This is a genomic window from Arthrobacter sp. lap29 (assembly GCF_032458965.1).
GTDB lineage: Bacteria > Actinomycetota > Actinomycetes > Actinomycetales > Micrococcaceae > Specibacter > Specibacter psychrochitiniphilus.
Window position 1 is genome coordinate 290,803 of the sequence record NZ_JAUCEK010000002.1, and the last position, 16,140, is coordinate 306,942.

The 16,140-nt window shown below is 61.1% G+C and carries 17 protein-coding genes; 16 read left to right on the plus strand and 1 reads right to left on the minus strand.

What is annotated here, in order from left to right; all coding sequences use genetic code 11:
• The first annotated feature begins 68 nt into the window (after positions 1-68).
• The 12 genes from RY113_RS04500 to nusB all read left to right on the plus strand — a co-directional run bounded on the left by RY113_RS04500 (position 69) and on the right by nusB (position 11,059).
• Positions 69-443, plus strand: coding sequence for a DUF948 domain-containing protein (locus tag RY113_RS04500; protein ID WP_110106406.1), 375 nt, complete (start codon positions 69-71; stop codon positions 441-443).
• Between the two features lie 42 nt (positions 444-485).
• Entirely contained in the window at positions 486-722 is a 237-nt protein-coding gene (locus tag RY113_RS04505; RefSeq protein WP_179442424.1) for a hypothetical protein, read from the plus strand.
• A 152-nt stretch (positions 723-874) separates the two neighbouring features.
• On the plus strand, positions 875-3,556 hold the full coding sequence (alaS, locus tag RY113_RS04510; RefSeq protein ID WP_315913685.1) for an alanine--tRNA ligase: 2,682 nt from the start codon (positions 875-877) through the stop codon (positions 3,554-3,556).
• A gap of 7 nt (positions 3,557-3,563) precedes the next feature.
• Positions 3,564-4,154 carry a Holliday junction resolvase RuvX gene (ruvX, locus tag RY113_RS04515; RefSeq protein WP_315913686.1) on the plus strand — a complete coding sequence of 197 codons (591 nt, stop codon included), beginning with the start codon at positions 3,564-3,566 and terminating at the stop codon, positions 4,152-4,154.
• Positions 4,151-5,500 (plus strand): endolytic transglycosylase MltG, encoded by a 1,350-nt coding sequence (mltG, locus tag RY113_RS04520; protein WP_315913687.1) that lies wholly within the window; start codon positions 4,151-4,153, stop codon positions 5,498-5,500. Before ruvX ends, mltG begins: the two co-directional genes overlap by 4 nt.
• On the plus strand, positions 5,488-6,411 hold the full coding sequence (locus tag RY113_RS04525; RefSeq protein WP_396334210.1) for a shikimate dehydrogenase: 924 nt from the start codon (positions 5,488-5,490) through the stop codon (positions 6,409-6,411). Before mltG ends, RY113_RS04525 begins: the two co-directional genes overlap by 13 nt.
• Before the next feature lie 5 nt (positions 6,412-6,416).
• A complete protein-coding gene (gene aroC / locus RY113_RS04530) occupies positions 6,417-7,616 on the plus strand; it encodes a chorismate synthase (RefSeq protein WP_315913689.1) in 1,200 nt (399 codons plus the stop codon).
• Entirely contained in the window at positions 7,616-8,188 is a 573-nt protein-coding gene (locus RY113_RS04535; RefSeq protein ID WP_110106411.1) for a shikimate kinase, read from the plus strand. The genes aroC and RY113_RS04535 overlap by 1 nt, the downstream gene beginning before the upstream one ends.
• 3 nt (positions 8,189-8,191) lie before the next feature.
• Positions 8,192-9,316, plus strand: a complete 1,125-nt coding sequence (gene aroB, locus RY113_RS04540; RefSeq protein ID WP_110106412.1) for a 3-dehydroquinate synthase — start codon at positions 8,192-8,194, stop codon at positions 9,314-9,316.
• Between the two features lies 1 nt (position 9,317).
• Entirely contained in the window at positions 9,318-9,818 is a 501-nt protein-coding gene (locus RY113_RS04545) for a lipopolysaccharide assembly protein LapB (protein ID WP_110106413.1), read from the plus strand.
• 237 nt (positions 9,819-10,055) lie between these two features.
• The gene (gene efp, locus RY113_RS04550) at positions 10,056-10,619 is read left to right on the plus strand and encodes an elongation factor P (RefSeq protein ID WP_110106414.1); all 564 of its coding nucleotides are present in this window, start codon (positions 10,056-10,058) and stop codon (positions 10,617-10,619) included.
• On the plus strand, positions 10,619-11,059 hold the full coding sequence (gene nusB / locus RY113_RS04555) for a transcription antitermination factor NusB (RefSeq protein WP_315913690.1): 441 nt from the start codon (positions 10,619-10,621) through the stop codon (positions 11,057-11,059). The genes efp and nusB overlap by 1 nt, the downstream gene beginning before the upstream one ends.
• Positions 11,060-11,125: 66 nt before the next feature.
• Here the strand turns inward: nusB and RY113_RS04560 are convergent, their stop codons facing one another.
• Positions 11,126-12,523 carry a PrsW family intramembrane metalloprotease gene (locus tag RY113_RS04560; protein ID WP_315913691.1) on the minus strand — a complete coding sequence of 466 codons (1,398 nt, stop codon included), beginning with the start codon at positions 12,521-12,523 and terminating at the stop codon, positions 11,126-11,128.
• A gap of 147 nt (positions 12,524-12,670) precedes the next feature.
• Here RY113_RS04560 and pyrR point away from each other — a divergent pair, with 147 nt between their 5' ends.
• The 4 genes from pyrR to RY113_RS04580 are packed head-to-tail and all read left to right on the plus strand — an operon-like array spanning position 12,671 to position 16,135.
• Positions 12,671-13,282: a bifunctional pyr operon transcriptional regulator/uracil phosphoribosyltransferase PyrR gene (gene pyrR / locus RY113_RS04565; RefSeq protein ID WP_110106417.1), complete on the plus strand. Its 612-nt coding sequence runs from the start codon at positions 12,671-12,673 to the stop codon at positions 13,280-13,282.
• On the plus strand, positions 13,279-14,289 hold the full coding sequence (locus RY113_RS04570) for an aspartate carbamoyltransferase catalytic subunit (RefSeq protein ID WP_315913692.1): 1,011 nt from the start codon (positions 13,279-13,281) through the stop codon (positions 14,287-14,289). The genes pyrR and RY113_RS04570 overlap by 4 nt, the downstream gene beginning before the upstream one ends.
• On the plus strand, positions 14,286-15,611 hold the full coding sequence (locus RY113_RS04575) for a dihydroorotase (RefSeq protein WP_315913693.1): 1,326 nt from the start codon (positions 14,286-14,288) through the stop codon (positions 15,609-15,611). Before RY113_RS04570 ends, RY113_RS04575 begins: the two co-directional genes overlap by 4 nt.
• Positions 15,611-16,135, plus strand: coding sequence for a hypothetical protein (locus RY113_RS04580; RefSeq protein ID WP_245932194.1), 525 nt, complete (start codon positions 15,611-15,613; stop codon positions 16,133-16,135). Before RY113_RS04575 ends, RY113_RS04580 begins: the two co-directional genes overlap by 1 nt.
• Positions 16,136-16,140 lie beyond the last annotated feature (5 nt).

The window sequence follows — 16,140 nt, forward strand, 5'->3', positions numbered from 1 at the left end:
AAACATGTTGTATTCGGCCACGGCCGGACAATATTGGCCAACGAGCATGGAATTGAGGCGGCACACACATGAGTGGTGGCGACATTGCAGGATTGATCGCGGCAGGGGTCTTTGCCATCTTGGTGGCTTTACTGGCTGTGCCGATCCTTAAACTGGGCAAGGTGTTTGAAGAAATTCGCATCACCATTAAACAGATCGGCGACGGGACCACCCCGCTGATCGAAGAGGTCACGGCAACAGTTGCCACAACCAACACACAGTTGGGCAAGGTTGATTCAATCTCCAACAACGTCTCAGACGCAACCGCCAACATTTCAGCGCTGTCAGCACTCGTCGCAGCCACCATCGGCTCCCCGCTGATCAAAGTTGCCGCGTTCTCCTACGGCGTCCGTCAGGCCTTTTCCGGCCGCAGCAAGCCCTCACGCGCCCGGCGCGCCCGTTAACCGCGCCCGCAAAATATTGCCGTTATATAAGGACAAGCATCCATGAAGAAAATCTTTTGGCTGGGCGTGGGCATCACCATTGGTGTCATCGCAGCACGGAAAATTACGGCTGCTCGAGGCGCGCTGGGCCCCGAAGGGCTCAACCGGGCCGTGGGACGTGTGGGTGATGCGATTGCGGATTTCGCTGACACACTCCGTGAGAACATGAATGAACGTGAAAGTGATTTGCGGATAGCCTTAGGCGTTGACCAGGACCCATCCCTGACAACCCGCCGCTGAAGCAACGCACCACAGCGCCAGCACCACAGCGCCAGCGCCATGCGCCATCAAGGGCGCTGAATCAACGGCGCTGAACTAAAGCCGCTGAGCTGCACCTGCCAGCGACGTAAAGCTTTTTTGCCCTGTAGAACTATGAAGGAGCCACCAGGCTAATGAAATCGCACGACATCGCAAACCGCTGGGTAGAATTCTTTGCCAGCAAGCACCACACACCCGTGCCCTCTGCCTCCCTGGTGTCCTCCGACCCTTCCCTACTGTTCACAGTGGCCGGCATGGTCCCTTTCATCCCGTATCTGACCGCCCGCGAGGTCCCGCCGTTCAAGCGCGCCACAAGCGTGCAGAAATGCATCCGCACCGGAGACATTGACGAGGTTGGCAAGACGGTCCGCCACGGCACCTTCTTCCAAATGTGCGGCAACTTCTCCTTCGGTGACTACTTCAAGGAAACCGCCATCCCCTACGCCTGGGAACTGCTCACCAGTTCCTTGGACGACGGCGGCTACGGCCTCCCAGCGGAGCGTCTGTGGGTCACGGTGTACACCGAGGACGACGAGGCGTACGGTATCTGGCGCGATAAGGTGGGCGTCCCCGCTGACCGCATCCAGCGCATCGGCAAGGAAGACAACTACTGGTCCACCGGCCAGCCCGGCCCGGCCGGACCCTGCTCGGAGATCTTCTACGACCGTGGCGCAGAGTATGGCATTGACGGCGGCCCCATTGCGGATGAGACCCGTTACATTGAAATCTGGAACCTCGTGTTCATGCAGTACCAGATTGACAACGTCACCTCCAAGGTGGACTTCGATGTGGTGGGTGAACTGCCCAACAAGAACATTGACACAGGCCTGGGACTGGAACGTCTTGCCATGATTTTGCAGGGCGTGGAGAACATGTACGAGACCGATCAGGTCCGTCCCGTTCTGGACAAAGCCGCCGAAATTTCCGGCAAAAAGTACACCTCCACGGAGGACCCTGCCGACCCGCACCACACAGATGACGTGCGCATGCGTGTTGTTGCCGACCACATCCGCTCCTCCCTGATGTTGATTTCCGACGGCGTCACCCCCTCCAACGAGGGCCGCGGCTACGTGCTGCGCCGCCTGATCCGCCGTGCCGTGCGTGCCATGCGCCTCCTGGGCGTGGAAACAGCCGTCCTGCCGGAGCTGCTGCCCGTTTCACGGGACGCCATGAAGGGCGCCTACCCTGAGGTGGAAACCGACTTCGCGAGGATCGCACGCATTGCTTACGCGGAAGAGAAGTCCTTCCTGCGCACCATTGCCAGCGGCACGGCCCGTCTGGAGGAAGCCGTGAAGGTTTCCAAGGCAGCCAACCACCCGCTGTCCGGTGAAGAAGCCTTCGCTCTCCATGACACCTACGGTTTCCCCATTGACCTCACCTTGGAAATGGCCGGCGAAGCAGGCCTGGCCGTTGATGAGGCAGGGTTCCGCACACTCATGCTCGAACAGCGTGATCGCGCCCGTAAGGACGCCAAGTCCAAGAAGAGCGGCCACGCTGATCTCACGGTGTTCCATGAATTGCATGCCCAGGGCGAGACTGTTTTCACCGGCTATACCGAGTTGGAAGGCGAGGGCCGCATCCGCGCCATCCTGGCCAATGGTGCCGCCGTGGCGCACGCCTCCACGGGCGATGAAGTTTCGCTGGTCCTGGACGCCACTCCGTTCTACGCCGAGGCCGGCGGGCAGGCTGCTGATACGGGCCTGATCACCGGTGACGGCTTTGTGGTGGAAGTTCTTGATGTCCAGCGCCCCATCAAAGGCCTGAGCGTTCACAAGGCAATTGTGCGCGAAGGCGAACTGCCAGCAGACGCTTTGGTGCGTGCTGCCGTGGACCGCGAACGCCGCCACGCAGCAGAGCAGGCACACACGGGTACGCACATTGTGCACGCTGCCCTGCATCAGATCCTCGGCCCGGAAGCACTGCAGCGAGGCTCCTTCAACAAGGCCGGCTACCTGCGCTTCGACTTCGCCTGGGGTGAGGGCCTGAGCGCCGCGACCCGTTCTGAGATCGAGGAAGTTTCCAACATTGCCATTCGCAACAACTACCGTGTGGACACCAAAGTTATGGATTTGGACGCCGCTAAGGCGCTCGGAGCCATGGCCCTGTTCGGGGAAAACTACGGCTCCGAGGTCCGTGTTGTAGAGATCGACGGCGCCTGGTCACGTGAGCTGTGCGGCGGCACGCACGTGGATAGCACCTCCCGGATCGGTTCGCTGACCCTGTTGGGTGAGCAATCGGTAGGGTCCGGAAACCGCCGCGTCGAGGCCTTCGTTGGCATGGACGCGTTCCGTCACCTGGCCGCCGAGCGCGCCCTGGTCAGTGAATTGACGGACATGCTCAAGGTGCCCTCCAGCCTGCTCCAGGAACGCGTGGCCGCCACCTTGGCGAAACTCAAGACCGCGGAGAAGGAGCTGGAACGTCTCCGCAAGGAACAGCTCAGCGCAGCAGCAGCAAACTTGGTAGGAACTGCCGTGGACGCCAACGGCGTGCGCGTCATTGCCCACAATGCCGGCGAAGTTGGCAGCGCCGATGAGCTGCGCGTGCTGGCACTGGACCTGCGCGACCGTCTCGGCTCGGCGCCGTCGATCATTGCCGTAGCCGGAGCCAGCAATGGCCGGCCCATCATTTTGGTTCTCACCAATGAGGCCGCCCGCCAGGCCGGCATCAAGGCTGGGAACCTGGTCAAGATCGCCTCCGGTATTCTCGGCGGCGGCGGTGGCGGAAAGCCTGACATGGCTCAGGGTGGCGGCTCGGATGTGACTGCTATTCCCGCAGCACTGACTGCTGTCAGTGACGCAGTGAAGAACCGGACCTAGGGCCTCAGTGCTGGAGCTTAACTACCCGCAAGGGGTCAAACTTGGTGTGGACGTGGGCATGGTCCGGGTGGGGTTGGCCACGTGCGATCCCGAGGGTATCTTAGCCACGCCTGTGAAAACGCTCAGCCGTGACGCTAAGCGCAATAGTGATATCAAGGTGGTTCTCAAAGAGGCCGCCACCCGGTGCGTACGGCAGATTTTTGTTGGCCTGCCCCGCACCTTAAAGGGTGAGGAAAAGGCTTCGGCGGACATGGCTAGAAGCTATGCGCAGCAGCTGGCAAACTTGCTGGATGCTGCGGGAATGGATGTCCCGGTGCGGCTTGTGGATGAACGCCTGAGCACTGTCAGCGCCCACCAGTCACTGCATCAGGCTGGTATCAGTAGCCATGAACACCGTAAAGTGGTAGATCAAGTGGCGGCAGTTGAAATCCTGCAACATGCCATTGATATGCAAAAAGCGCGCAATGGTGATGTTGGAGAGATCGTGCGCGCCATCAAGTCGGGTGTTGTGGGGACTGCCGATTCATCTGAACACGAAGAGGGAACCACCATCACCAGTTTAAACACTGCGCCTCTTGAGCCCCGGGAGGCGCCATGAGTGATCTTTTTCGGGACCGCTCCCAGAGCTCCGGCGGACGCCGCAGCACCGAGCCCCACCACGCTGAGCCCTACCATGCCGAGCCCCAGAGTGACGGGCCCCAGTACGACGACGAGCACAGCGCCGCCGAAGGATATTGGCACGATAACGCTGAAGATGCTCTCTACACGGGTCATTCGGACTACGAACACTACGAAGAGTATGGGCAGCACGAATCTTCCGAGCCCGTAGCGCCGGAGGTGCTGGTGCTGCCTTCGCGCAGAACCAGCCGGGTCTCCAAGCGGGTCCGCAAGCGCCGTCGCAGCCTGGCCTTCCTGGTGGTCCTGGTGCTGTTTGGTGCTGTTGTTTACTTTGCGGTCCAGGCCGTTAAACCCATGCTGGGTGGATTTACGGTGCCGGACTACCCGGGCCCTGGCACGGGGACGGTACAGATTCTCATCCAGCCGGGCGCCAACGGGCGCACCGTGGCCAGCGAGCTCAAAAGCAGTGATGTGGTGGCGAGCGAGCAGGCGTTCCTGGATGCGCTTAAAGCTGCTGATGGCTCAGGTTCTTTGCAACCTGGAGAGTTCCAGATGAAGTCCCAGATGAAGGCCTCAGACGCGGTGGCTATTTTGCTGGCCAGTAGTGATGAGAAGGTCCACTACGCTGCCGTGGCACAAAACCTGCGTATCAACGAGGTTCTGGCGGTGCTCGCCAAGAGCACAGGGATTCCCGAAGGCGAGTTCACTGCCCTGTCCAAGGAGCCGAAGCTCTTTGGGCTCCCGGCCCAGGCTCTGAACCTTGAGGGTTACCTAGCACCGGGGGAGTATCGCTTCTCCATAGACCTTAACGCCCAGGAAATTCTGGCCCAAATGGTGGAGAACACCAAGAAGGAGCTGACGGAGACCGGAGTCACCGATCCTGATGAGCAGTTCCGGGTTCTAACCATTGCCAGCATCATTGAATTTGAGGGTACGCCGGATAACTATGCGCTGATTTCCGGTGCCATTGAAAATCGGCTCAACAACCCTGACGGGGAAACTGGTGGACGGATTGAATCCGATGCCACCGTGACCTATGGTCTGGGCACCAAGTCTTACCACTTCACGGCAGCGCAAAAGGCTGACAAGTCCAATCCGTACAACACGTATGCGAATCCGGGGCTGCCTATTGGCCCCATCGGTTCCCCGGGCGCCAAGGCCATTGTTGCTGCCGCTCACCCCAAAGCGAATCCGTATTATTTCTGGGTGACCGTGAACCTTAAAACCGGAGAGACTCTTTTTGCGAAGACCTATGCCGAACATCAGGCTAACGTGGCGAAGTTCTCCGCATGGTGCGCAGCCAATGAAGGTGAATGCAACCAGTGACAGATAAGCTTTTCGGTGCGGTCTTAGGACACCCCATTGGGCACTCACAGTCACCGGCCCTGCACAACGCCGCCTACACGGCGCTGGGAGCCCCCTTCAACTACGTTGCCCGCGATCTCCAGCTGCCGGAATTGGCCGGCTTCCTGGCACAGGTGCGTGCTGACGGGAACTGGTACGGTCTCTCCGTCACCATGCCGCTGAAGAACGAGGCGGCCATGCTGGTGGATGAGCTCACACCTGTTGCTGCTGCCGTTGGTGCCGTCAACACCATTGTTCCTAGGCGGGACGGCACCGGAGGCACCCGCCTTGTGGGGGACAACACCGACGTCGCCGGGATTGTCAACGCCCTGCGCCACGCAGGCGTGGGACAGCGGCCCCGGGCGGCCATCCTGGGCGGTGGAGGCACGGCAGTTTCGGCCATTGCCGCCCTGGGGCAACTCCACGCCACGGACATCACGCTCTTTGTGCGTAACGCTCACAAGGCTGCTGGGACCCTCCATGTAGCAGCAGCCCTGGGTGTCGGCGTGGTGCTTGAATCCTTTGATGCTGCCGCCGGGAAACTGGCCGGCTTTGATGCCATCATTTCCACGCTGCCACCGCACGGTGCGGACGGGCTCGCCGGAGAGTTTGCGGGCATAGGTGCAACTGTGCAGGACGGGGCGTTGTTGTTGGACGTGGCCTATGATCCGTGGCCCAGTGCCCTGGCGCAGGTTTGGCAGGCTGCCGGTGGCACAGTTGTGGCGGGCATCGAAATGCTTTTGTACCAAGGTGTGGAACAAGTCAAACTGTTTTCAGAGGCCGGAGGGTTAGGTACCTTGGACACAGTGCAAATCGGGGACGTCATCAATGTGATGTGCGACGCAATTGGCGTCCACAGGCGCGATTCCCATGAACAGAACATGGCAGGATAGAGAGTATGTTGCGTTGGTTGACCGCCGGAGAATCACATGGCCCGGCTCTCGTTGGAATTATTGAAGGCGTGCCCGCCGGTGTGGAGCTCACGAGCGCCCACATCCAGGACGCCCTGGCCAGGCGACGTCTGGGCTATGGCCGCGGCGCCCGCATGAAGTTTGAGCAGGACGTGGTGACCATTTTGGGCGGCGTCCGGCACGGCTTGACTCAGGGTGGCCCCGTTGCCATTCAGATTGCCAACTCGGAATGGCCCAAGTGGGAGTCGATCATGTCTGCGGACCCCGTGGATGCTGCCGAGTTGGAGGGGCAGGCCCGCAACGCACCCTTGACGCGTCCGCGCCCCGGCCACGCCGATTTCACCGGTATGCAGAAGTACGGATTCAGCGAGGCCCGCCCCGTGTTGGAGCGTGCCAGTGCCCGCGAAACCGCCACACGAGTAGCCCTCGGTGCAGTGGCCGCGCAGATGCTCGCCGCCGTAGGCGTTGAACTGGTCAGCCACACGGTGCAAATTGCCGGCGTTGCCTCACCCGAAAGTGCCGCGCTTCCGGTGCTCTCCGACGTGGCCGCACTGGATGCCGATCCGCTGCGCTGCTTTGACGTAGCCACCTCAGCCGCCATGGTTGCGGAAGTGGATGCGGCTCAGAAACAAGGCGAAACACTCGGCGGAGTTGTTGAGGTCCTGGCCTACAACCTGCCTCCCGGACTGGGCAGCTATGTGCACTGGGACCGCCGCCTGGACTCACGCCTGGCCGGTGCCCTCATGGGTATTCAGGCCATCAAGGGCGTGGAGGTTGGCGACGGGTTCGCCACCGCCGCACGCCGAGGCTCCGCCGCACACGATGAAATTGTGCGCGACGAATCCGGGCGCATCATCCGCACCTCCAACCGTGCCGGCGGCATTGAGGGTGGTATGAGCATTGGCGATGTGCTGCGTGTACGCGCGGCCATGAAGCCCATTGCCACCGTGCCGCGCGCCCTGAAGACCATTGACGTTGCCACCGGTGAGCCCGCAAAGGCGCACCATCAGCGCTCCGACGTCTGTGCCGTTCCGGCTGCCGGCGTAGTGGCGGAAGCCATGACCGCACTTGTGCTGGCAGAAGCACTCGTGGAGAAGTTCGGCGGCGATTCCATTGCGGAGACCAAGCGGAACATGGACAGCTACCTGGCGGCCATCCCCGCCAATCTGGATACCCAGGACCACTGATGGGCACGGGCAGGGATCCGGTGGGGGCGCCGGACTTCACGCCCCAACAGCCCATTGTCATGATCGGGCCCATGGCTGTTGGCAAGTCCGTGATTGGGGCCGAGCTGGCGCGCGTGCTGGGACTGGAGTTCATTGACTCCGACCACAAAATTGTGGCCAAGCACGGGGCCATTCCTCGGATTTTTGCCGGCAGGGGCGAGCACCACTTCCGTCAGCTCGAGGCGAAGGCCATTGCCGACGTCCTAGATAGCCCCAGCCCCAAAGCCGTGGTCTTGTCTCTGGGCGGTGGCGCCGTCCTGGACTCCGGAACCCAGCAATTGCTGGCCCGGACCACCGTTGTTTTCCTGCGTGCAGAACTGGACACCGTCCGGGAGCGCATCACCCGCAACACAGGCCGTCCCCTGCTGTCGGCGGACCCCGTTGCCGCCTGGGAACGCTTGGCCGCCGTGCGCGGTCCTGTGTACGCCCGGCTGGCCAACATCACCCTTGATGTGGCCAATTCCAATGTGCCGCAGCTTGTTGAGCGGCTGATCCGCCTGTTGGCAGCAGAATCCAGAGAAGAGAATTCCTAAACCATGAACACCGTGAACCCAGAGACTTCCACAGAAGCAGCCACCCCCAACACCGTCATCAAGGTTACCGGCGTCTTGCCGCAGGAGAATTACGAGGTGGTTGTGGGCCGGGGGCTGCTGGCGCAGCTTCCGGCACTCTTGGGTGAGCGAGTCAAAAAGGTCTTGGTTATCCACCCGAGGGCGTTGCGCCTGACGGGGGATACCGTCCGGGATGAACTCGAAGCTGCCGGCTTCACCGCCCTCACGGCAGAGATTCCCGATGCCGAAGAAGGCAAGCACATTCAGGTGGCTTCTTTCTGCTGGGAAGTTTTGGGCAAGAATGATTTCACCCGCTCCGACGCCATTGTTGCCGTAGGTGGTGGCGCCGTGACCGATGTGGGCGGATTTGTTGCCGCCACCTGGTTGCGCGGGGTTAAGCTCGTGAATATTCCCACCTCCCTGCTGGGCATGGTGGACGCCGCTGTTGGTGGCAAAACAGGGATCAACACGGCAGAGGGCAAGAACCTGGTGGGCGCATTCCACCCGCCGGCCGGCGTGCTCGTTGACCTGGATACCTTGGCCACTCTGCCCCCCAATGAACTGATCTCCGGGATGGCCGAGGTGATCAAGTGCGGCTTCATCGCCGATCCCGTGATACTGGATTTGATCGAGGCCAACCCGGAAGCCGTCAAGGACCCCGCCTCCGCTGTGCTGCGCGAACTCATTGAGCGTGCCATAGCTGTGAAGGCTGCCGTGGTTTCGGCAGATTTGAAGGAGAGCGGTCAGCGTGAAATCCTCAACTACGGACACACCCTAGGCCACGCCATTGAACTGGTTGAACGCTACTCCTGGCGCCACGGTGCCGCTGTGTCCGTCGGCATGATGTTCGCGGCAGAACTGGCCCGCAGTGTAGGCCGGCTCAGCGATGCCGATGCTGACCGGCACCGCACCATCTTGGATCTTTTGGGACTGCCGTTGAGCTACCGCAGGGACCGCTGGCAGGCACTGCTCGATGGTATGAAGCGGGATAAAAAGACTCGCGGGGACCTGCTGCGTTTTGTGGTTCTTGACGGCATTGGCCGGCCCGGGATCTTGGACGTGCCCGATCAGTCCCTGCTCTTTGCCGCCTACCAGGAAATAGCTTCCTAGCATGGGGTTAAAAGATTGGCCCTCAGCCGGATTCCCAGGAACAGCCGTCAACCCCGAGACGCTCCTGCCGGAGGTGGTGGATGAAGAGGCCTGCGAGTTGGCACTGGAAGAGTCAGGCGATGCCGCGGATAGGGTCTTTGTTCTGCTGGCTCGAGGGCTGACGGCCGAGGCAGCCGATGCTGCTGCCACCGCCCGGCTCAGCGATCCTGGATCATTGCGTTTGCAGGTCCTGGACGCTGATATTCTGCGGGCCAGCAAGCATTTTGACAGGGCCGAGAAGATCCTGCGGGCCGTTCTGCCAGAGGTGGCAGGAAAACCCATGGAAGCCTGGGTTTTTCAGCAGCTCGGCAAGGTGTATTTCAGCAACGGTGCCTTTGAAACGGCGGCGAAAACCTTCGCCACCGCCCTTGAACTGCGGGTGGTATCCGGCTCCGACGCCTCAGCAATATACTCGGCCACGGTGTCCCTGAAACGGGCCCTGGACCTGGCCGAACGCGAATAACGCCTTCACCGGGTGGATTCCAGGTCCGCGCATCCGGATAATCCATCGATCCGTGAGAAAAGGTCGCTTTGGCGGTTCTAAACGACCTTTTCTCACGGTTCGATGTTGTGTGGGCCGCCGTCGTGCTTGCCGGTGAGGTGTCCAGCCATGGTGGTAGAAATCATGCGGCGGCGCAAAGCAAGGTGCGGTAGTATGGTCAATGGATTTTTGAAAATACTTATACGCTAAGAGGCTACTGTGGCAACGACAAACGACATTAAGAACGGCACCGTTCTCAAACTTGAAGGACAGCTCTGGAACGTCATTGAGTTCCAGCACGTCAAGCCAGGCAAGGGCGGGGCGTTTGTCCGCACCAAGATGCGCAACATCCTCTCCGGCAAGGTGGTTGATAAGACCTTCAACGCTGGTTTGAAGATTGAAACCGCAACGGTTGACCGCTCAGACTTCCAGTACCTGTACCAGGACGGCGAAGACTACGTCTTCATGGATCTGGACAACTACGATCAGCTCACCGTGTCAGGCAAGACCATTGGTGACGCCACGAACTACATGCTCGAAAACATCAATGTGACCATCGCGTTGCACGAGGGCTCACCCCTCTACATTGAACTGCCGCCGAGCGTGCAGCTGCGTATCACCTACACCGAGCCCGGACTGCAGGGTGACCGCTCCTCCGCCGGTACCAAGCCCGCAACGGTTGAGACCGGTCTGGAAATTCAGGTTCCCTTGTTCGTTGAGAACAACACTCTCGTCAAGGTTGATACCCGTGACGGCAGCTACTTGGGACGTGTCAGCGAGTAGTGGCAAGCACTAAGGACAGCAACAAACCGAATTCGGCACGTAGCAAGGCCCGCCGCCGCGCCCTGGACATTTTGTTCGAGGCCGAGCAGCGTGAGGTCAGCGCCATGTCGGCTTTGACGGCACGGCGTGAAATTGCCGATCAGATCATCAACGTCTACACCGTTGACCTGGTTGAAGGCGTGACAGCAATGGCCGAGAGCATTGACGAATTCCTGGCGACCTACTCACAGGGCTGGACGCTTGAGCGCATGCCCGCCGTGGACCGGATTATCCTGCGCATCGGCACCTGGGAGCTGCTCTACAACGACGACGTCCCGGATGCAGTCGCCGTAAGCGAAGCCGTGGAATTGGCAAAAATTCTCTCAACTGATGAATCTCCCCAGTTCATCAACGGCCTGCTGGGACGTTTGCAGCAGATCAAGCCGACTCTGCTGGCCTAGAAGCCGCCTGGGGCCCACCCGCAACGAGAACTGACCGGCAGCCAAGAGCTGCGGGTCAGTTCTCGTTTAAGGCTGTTGCCAGGGCTGATGCTGGGATTGAAAATGCTGGGCTTGCATCTGTTGCGCTTGCATCTGTTGGGACGCCAAGTTTTGGGCCTGCCACACAGCCTGTGAATGGCGCCCTAGCAGTTCGCTACGCACGGCGGTGCTCCTGTTGAGCAATCCAAGTTCTAGTTCCTGGTTCGCGGCGAAGCGTGTTCTTGACCCTTTGCTGGCGCCCCGGGCATCAACTAGCAGTCGCTGCCGGGTGAATGCCAGGCGCGTGGCCAGGCGGATGAACTCCTTCATGATGGGTGCCGCCGCAAAGGTCCTAGCCCATGTTAAAGCGCGACGCCGGCCTGCACCTGTTGCGAGCATCGGCACCTCTTGTTGGGTGAACCAGCCAGACGGGACGTAATCGGATAGACGCCGGCGGGTGAGTTTCGCCTCAGAGCGGCGCAATAAGATGATGCCCACAATGCTCAGGATGAACAAGGGGACCTGAAGCACCACGTACACAATGATGAAGTTGCCGCCCAAAAAGGCTGAACCGTTCCAAAGCCCATGCAGGAGCATGGCCGGGACAAGGCCTACCACCCAGGCGCCCAGGACCATGAGGGTGCCACCGTTGCGGGCTGCATAGCCCACACAGACGCCCAGCATTGCGGTAAACATGACATGGGCAAAGGGGGACATGAGCCCTCGCAGGATGAAGATGCTGGCCAGGCCGCCCACGGCGCCGTCCGCATCTGAAAGCGCCTGGCCGAAATAGAGGATATTTTCCGTGAAGGCGAAGCCGGCAGCGATCATGCCCGCATAAACCACCCCGTCTATGGGACCGTCGAAGGTGCGCCGGCGCAGGAAAAAGAGCAACAGCAATCCGGCACCTTTGCAGAATTCCTCCACTAACGGTGCCTGAATTACGGCCCCCACCATATCCGCGTCCGCGGCAGGGTTGGGGCTCATGAGTAGGGGCTGGACCCAGCTACCCACAACAAGGGTGGTGACAACAGCCATCCCGGCACCCCAGCAGAAGCCCAGGATCAAGGCCGCGAGGGGCTCCGGTTCCCACCTGTCAATCCACATCAAGGCGGCAATACAGATAACCAAAGGGATCAGTGCCAACGCCCCGCAGATCAAAAAGACGTTGGCGCCAATGGAAATGGCGAAGAAGGCCAAGGTCACCAGTGTTACTAGAATCAGCACGCTGAGCAAAATGATGTTGGTCACTTTGACGCCCGTGCCCCGAGGCTTTCGTTTGGTTTGCACCGGGGCCGGATGCGCCCAATAGTCAGGCCGGTAGCTCAGTGCCGAGCCGGGCCCGGGCCCGGGCCCCTGCACCTGTGGCAGTGGTGCTTGGGCGTAGTGCGGTTGCGCCAGAGGCGCACCTGCGGCGGGATCTTGCCAGTGGCCAGGTTCAGTCATGTTCTCAAGCGTAGGGCCACCGCGTGCCCGCTCCAAGGTGCCGCGCTGGGCCAGCGCGTGGGCGTGGCGGTGCCTGTGGTAGTTTGAGTTGTACGCATTCAACCTTTTAATTCCGTCCTGTGAGGCGGGGAAAGGGGACGCGAGAAAATGACGAATTCCTCTGCAGAGTATGAGGCAGTTCAGCAAAACTCGGCACCGCTCACTGTGTCCCGTGTGGTTCTCAGCGCCGGAGATATTGAACGGGCGCTAACTCGTATCGCCTATGAAATTTTGGAATCCAACAAGGGCAGCGCCAATCTGTTGCTTTTAGGCATTCCGCGCCGCGGTTACCCACTCGCCCAGCGACTGGCCGCGAAACTGGCCGCCAGTGATCCAGGCATAGACCCCGCCGCCATTGTTGGCCAGCTCGATGTCACCATGTTCCGTGACGATCTCGCCCAGCATCCCACCCGCGCCCCGCAGCGCACCGAACTGCCCGTATCCGGTATTGACGGTAAAACAGTGGTCCTGGTTGACGATGTGCTGTATTCCGGGCGCACCATCCGTGCAGCCTTGGATGCGCTGGTTGATTTGGGCCGCCCCCGCGTGGTGCGCCTGGCCGTCCTGGTGGATCGAGGGCACCGCGAGCTGCCCATCCGTGCAGACCATGTTGGCAAAAACCTGCCCACATCCTCCACTGAAAAAGTGCGTGTGCGCTTGAGTGAAATTGATGGTGGCTCAGCCGCCGATGACCAGGTTGTTATCGAGGCTGGCGCATGAGGCACTTACTTTCCACCGAACAGCTCAGCCTCGAAAACGCCATCCAGATCCTGGACACAGCCCAGGAAATGAGTGCGGTGGGCGAGCGGGAAATCAAGAAGCTGCCCGCTCTGCGCGGACGCACCGTGGTGAACTTGTTCTTTGAGGACTCCACCCGCACCCGCATCTCCTTTGAAGCCGCAGCCAAGCGCCTCTCCGCAGACGTCATCAACTTCAGCGCCAAGGGATCCTCCGTCTCCAAGGGTGAATCCCTCAAGGACACCGCCCAGACCCTGGAAGCCATGAGCGCTGACGCCGTGGTCATCAGGCACTGGGCCTCCGGGGCGCCCGCTCAGCTGGCCAACTCTGGCTGGATTGATGCCGCGGTCATCAACGCCGGTGACGGTACCCACGCACACCCCACCCAGGCACTGCTGGACGCCTTCACCATGCGAGCCCACTGGGCTAAACTTGCCGGCACCTCCTCCGTGGGTGCGGACCTGAGCGGCATGCGCGTGATCATTGTTGGCGACGTGCTGCATTCCCGCGTGGCCCGCTCCAACGTGTGGCTGCTGCGTACCCTGGGCGCCCACGTGACCTTGGTGGCGCCACCCACCCTTCTGCCGGTCGGCATCGAGCACTGGCCCTGCGAGGTCAGTTATGACCTGGACGCGGCCCTGGAAAAGGGTGTTGACGCGGTCATGATGCTCCGGGTCCAGGCCGAACGCATGAACGCCTCCTTCTTCCCCTCCACCCGGGAGTATGCGCGCCGGTGGGGGTTCGACGACGCCAGACTGGCCAAGTTGGATGCCCTGAACCTCAAGGACACCATCATCATGCACCCCGGGCCCATGAACCGGGGCCTGGAAATTTCCTCGGCCGCCGCTGACTCGCCACGCTCCACCGTGCTGGCCCAGGTGCGCAACGGTGTCTCGGTGCGCATGGCCACCTTGTACCTCCTGCTATCCGGGGAAATGCGTCAGAGCCACGCCCCCTCACCTCTGCCCTCAGTAAAGGACCCTTCATGACTTCTTCTGGTTACTTGATTCGTTCAGCCTCCCTAATGGGCAAGGAAACCGCCGATATCCTGGTCCGAGACGGGGTTATCGCCGCGGTGGGCCAGGACCTGAGCGCCGAGATTGTGGGCCAGGCAACTGTTATTGACGCCACCAATCTGGTGGCACTGCCCGGCATGGTTGACCTGCACACCCACCTGCGCGAGCCCGGCCGTGAAGACGCCGAAACCGTGGAAACCGGCACCCGTGCCGCAGCCCTGGGCGGGTTCACCGCCGTGCACGCCATGGCCAACAGCTCACCCGTGGCTGACACCGCCGGCGTGGTGGAGCAGGTCTACACGCTGGGCCGTGAATCCGGCTGGGTGGATGTGCGCCCCGTGGGTGCCGTAACCGTGGGACTCGCCGGTGCGCAGCTCGCCGAGCTGGGGGCCATGGCCGATTCCCGCGCCCGCGTCCGGGTCTTCTCCGATGACGGCATCTGTGTCAGTGACCCCGTCCTGATGCGCCGTGCCCTGGAGTACGTCAAGGCGTTCGACGGCGTGATCGCCCAGCATGCGCAAGAACCCCGCCTCACCGAAGGCGCCCAGATGAACGAGGGCGAAGTCTCCGCTGACTTGGGCCTGGCCGGCTGGCCGGCAGTAGCCGAAGAATCCATCATTGCCCGTGACGTGCTGCTAGCCCAGCATGTGGGTTCACGCCTGCACGTGTGCCATGTGTCCACAGCCGGATCGGTGGAGATCATCCGCTGGGCCAAGGAACGCGGTATCTCTGTCACCGCTGAGGTCACCCCGCACCACCTGCTGCTGACCGAAGAACTGGTACGCAGCTACAACCCCGTCTACAAGGTCAACCCGCCGCTGCGCGCCGACGCCGACGTTCACGCACTGCGTGCCGCTCTGGCTGATGGCACCATTGACATTGTTGGCACCGATCACGCCCCGCACCCTAGCGAAGCCAAGGAATGCGAATGGGCCGCCGCAGCCATGGGTATGACGGGATTGGAAACAGCCCTGTCAGTGGTGCAGGAAACCATGATTGAAACGAACTTGATGACCTGGGCGGACTTTGCCCGCGTCACCTCCACCACACCGGCACAGATTGGCCAGCTGGCCGATCAGGGCCGTCCCTTGGAAGTGGGGGAGCCGGCCAACATTGTGCTTGTGGACCCCGCAGCGCGTTGGACTGTTGATCCCTCCGCCATGGCAACCAAGGGCCGCAACTCACCGTTCGCCGGCCTGCAACTGCCGGGCAAGGTCATTGCCACCTTCTTCAACGGACACCCCACAGTGTTAAATGGCGTGCTCAACACCCCCTACCGCCATGGAGCCAACTAGTGGATGAACGGATTCTTCCCGGCATCCTGACCCTACTGCTGGTTGTGGTGGTGTTCGCCCTCATGGGATGGGGCTGGCGGAACAAGCTCAAGCGGCAAAGTGATGTTGCTCAGCTTCCCGCGGTGCCCACCGATCTGGGTGAGGCAGTGATCAGTGTCCCCGGCATGTATGTGGTCACCACCTCGGGCGGGGACTGGCTTGACCGGCTGGCCGTTCACGGCTTGGGCATCCGGACCACCGCCGTGGTCCATGTTTACCCGTCAGGGATCCTGGTGGAGCGCACAGGGGCTCAAGAGATTTTCATCGCCGCGCAAAAACTTACCGAGGTTAGCACCGGCTCCGGCATGGCGGGTAAATTTGTGGAAAAGGATGGACTGGTTGTTATTGGCTGGTTGCTGGAGAATACCCAAGTAGACACGGGCTTTAGAACCACGGAAGCTGGCGCTAAACGCCCCTTGATTCACGCATTACAGGCACTGTTGCCTGAAGACAGCGATACAGAGCGCAACGGAAAGAACAATTGAGAATG

Excerpts from the sequence above, each read along its gene's own strand:
- RY113_RS04500 (WP_110106406.1), top strand. The coding sequence starts at position 69 with ATGAGTGGTGGCGACATTGCAGGATTGATCGCGGCAGGGGTCTTTGCC.
- RY113_RS04505 (WP_179442424.1), top strand. The coding sequence starts at position 486 with ATGAAGAAAATCTTTTGGCTGGGCGTGGGCATCACCATTGGTGTCATC.
- alaS (WP_315913685.1), top strand. The coding sequence starts at position 875 with ATGAAATCGCACGACATCGCAAACCGCTGGGTAGAATTCTTTGCCAGC.
- mltG (WP_315913687.1), top strand. The coding sequence starts at position 4,151 with ATGAGTGATCTTTTTCGGGACCGCTCCCAGAGCTCCGGCGGACGCCGC.
- RY113_RS04525 (WP_396334210.1), top strand. The coding sequence starts at position 5,488 with ATGCAACCAGTGACAGATAAGCTTTTCGGTGCGGTCTTAGGACACCCC.
- aroC (WP_315913689.1), top strand. The coding sequence starts at position 6,417 with ATGTTGCGTTGGTTGACCGCCGGAGAATCACATGGCCCGGCTCTCGTT.
- RY113_RS04535 (WP_110106411.1), top strand. The coding sequence starts at position 7,616 with ATGGGCACGGGCAGGGATCCGGTGGGGGCGCCGGACTTCACGCCCCAA.
- aroB (WP_110106412.1), top strand. The coding sequence starts at position 8,192 with ATGAACACCGTGAACCCAGAGACTTCCACAGAAGCAGCCACCCCCAAC.
- RY113_RS04545 (WP_110106413.1), top strand. The coding sequence starts at position 9,318 with ATGGGGTTAAAAGATTGGCCCTCAGCCGGATTCCCAGGAACAGCCGTC.
- RY113_RS04560 (WP_315913691.1), bottom strand. The coding sequence starts at position 12,523 with ATGACTGAACCTGGCCACTGGCAAGATCCCGCCGCAGGTGCGCCTCTG.
- pyrR (WP_110106417.1), top strand. The coding sequence starts at position 12,671 with ATGACGAATTCCTCTGCAGAGTATGAGGCAGTTCAGCAAAACTCGGCA.
- RY113_RS04570 (WP_315913692.1), top strand. The coding sequence starts at position 13,279 with ATGAGGCACTTACTTTCCACCGAACAGCTCAGCCTCGAAAACGCCATC.
- RY113_RS04575 (WP_315913693.1), top strand. The coding sequence starts at position 14,286 with ATGACTTCTTCTGGTTACTTGATTCGTTCAGCCTCCCTAATGGGCAAG.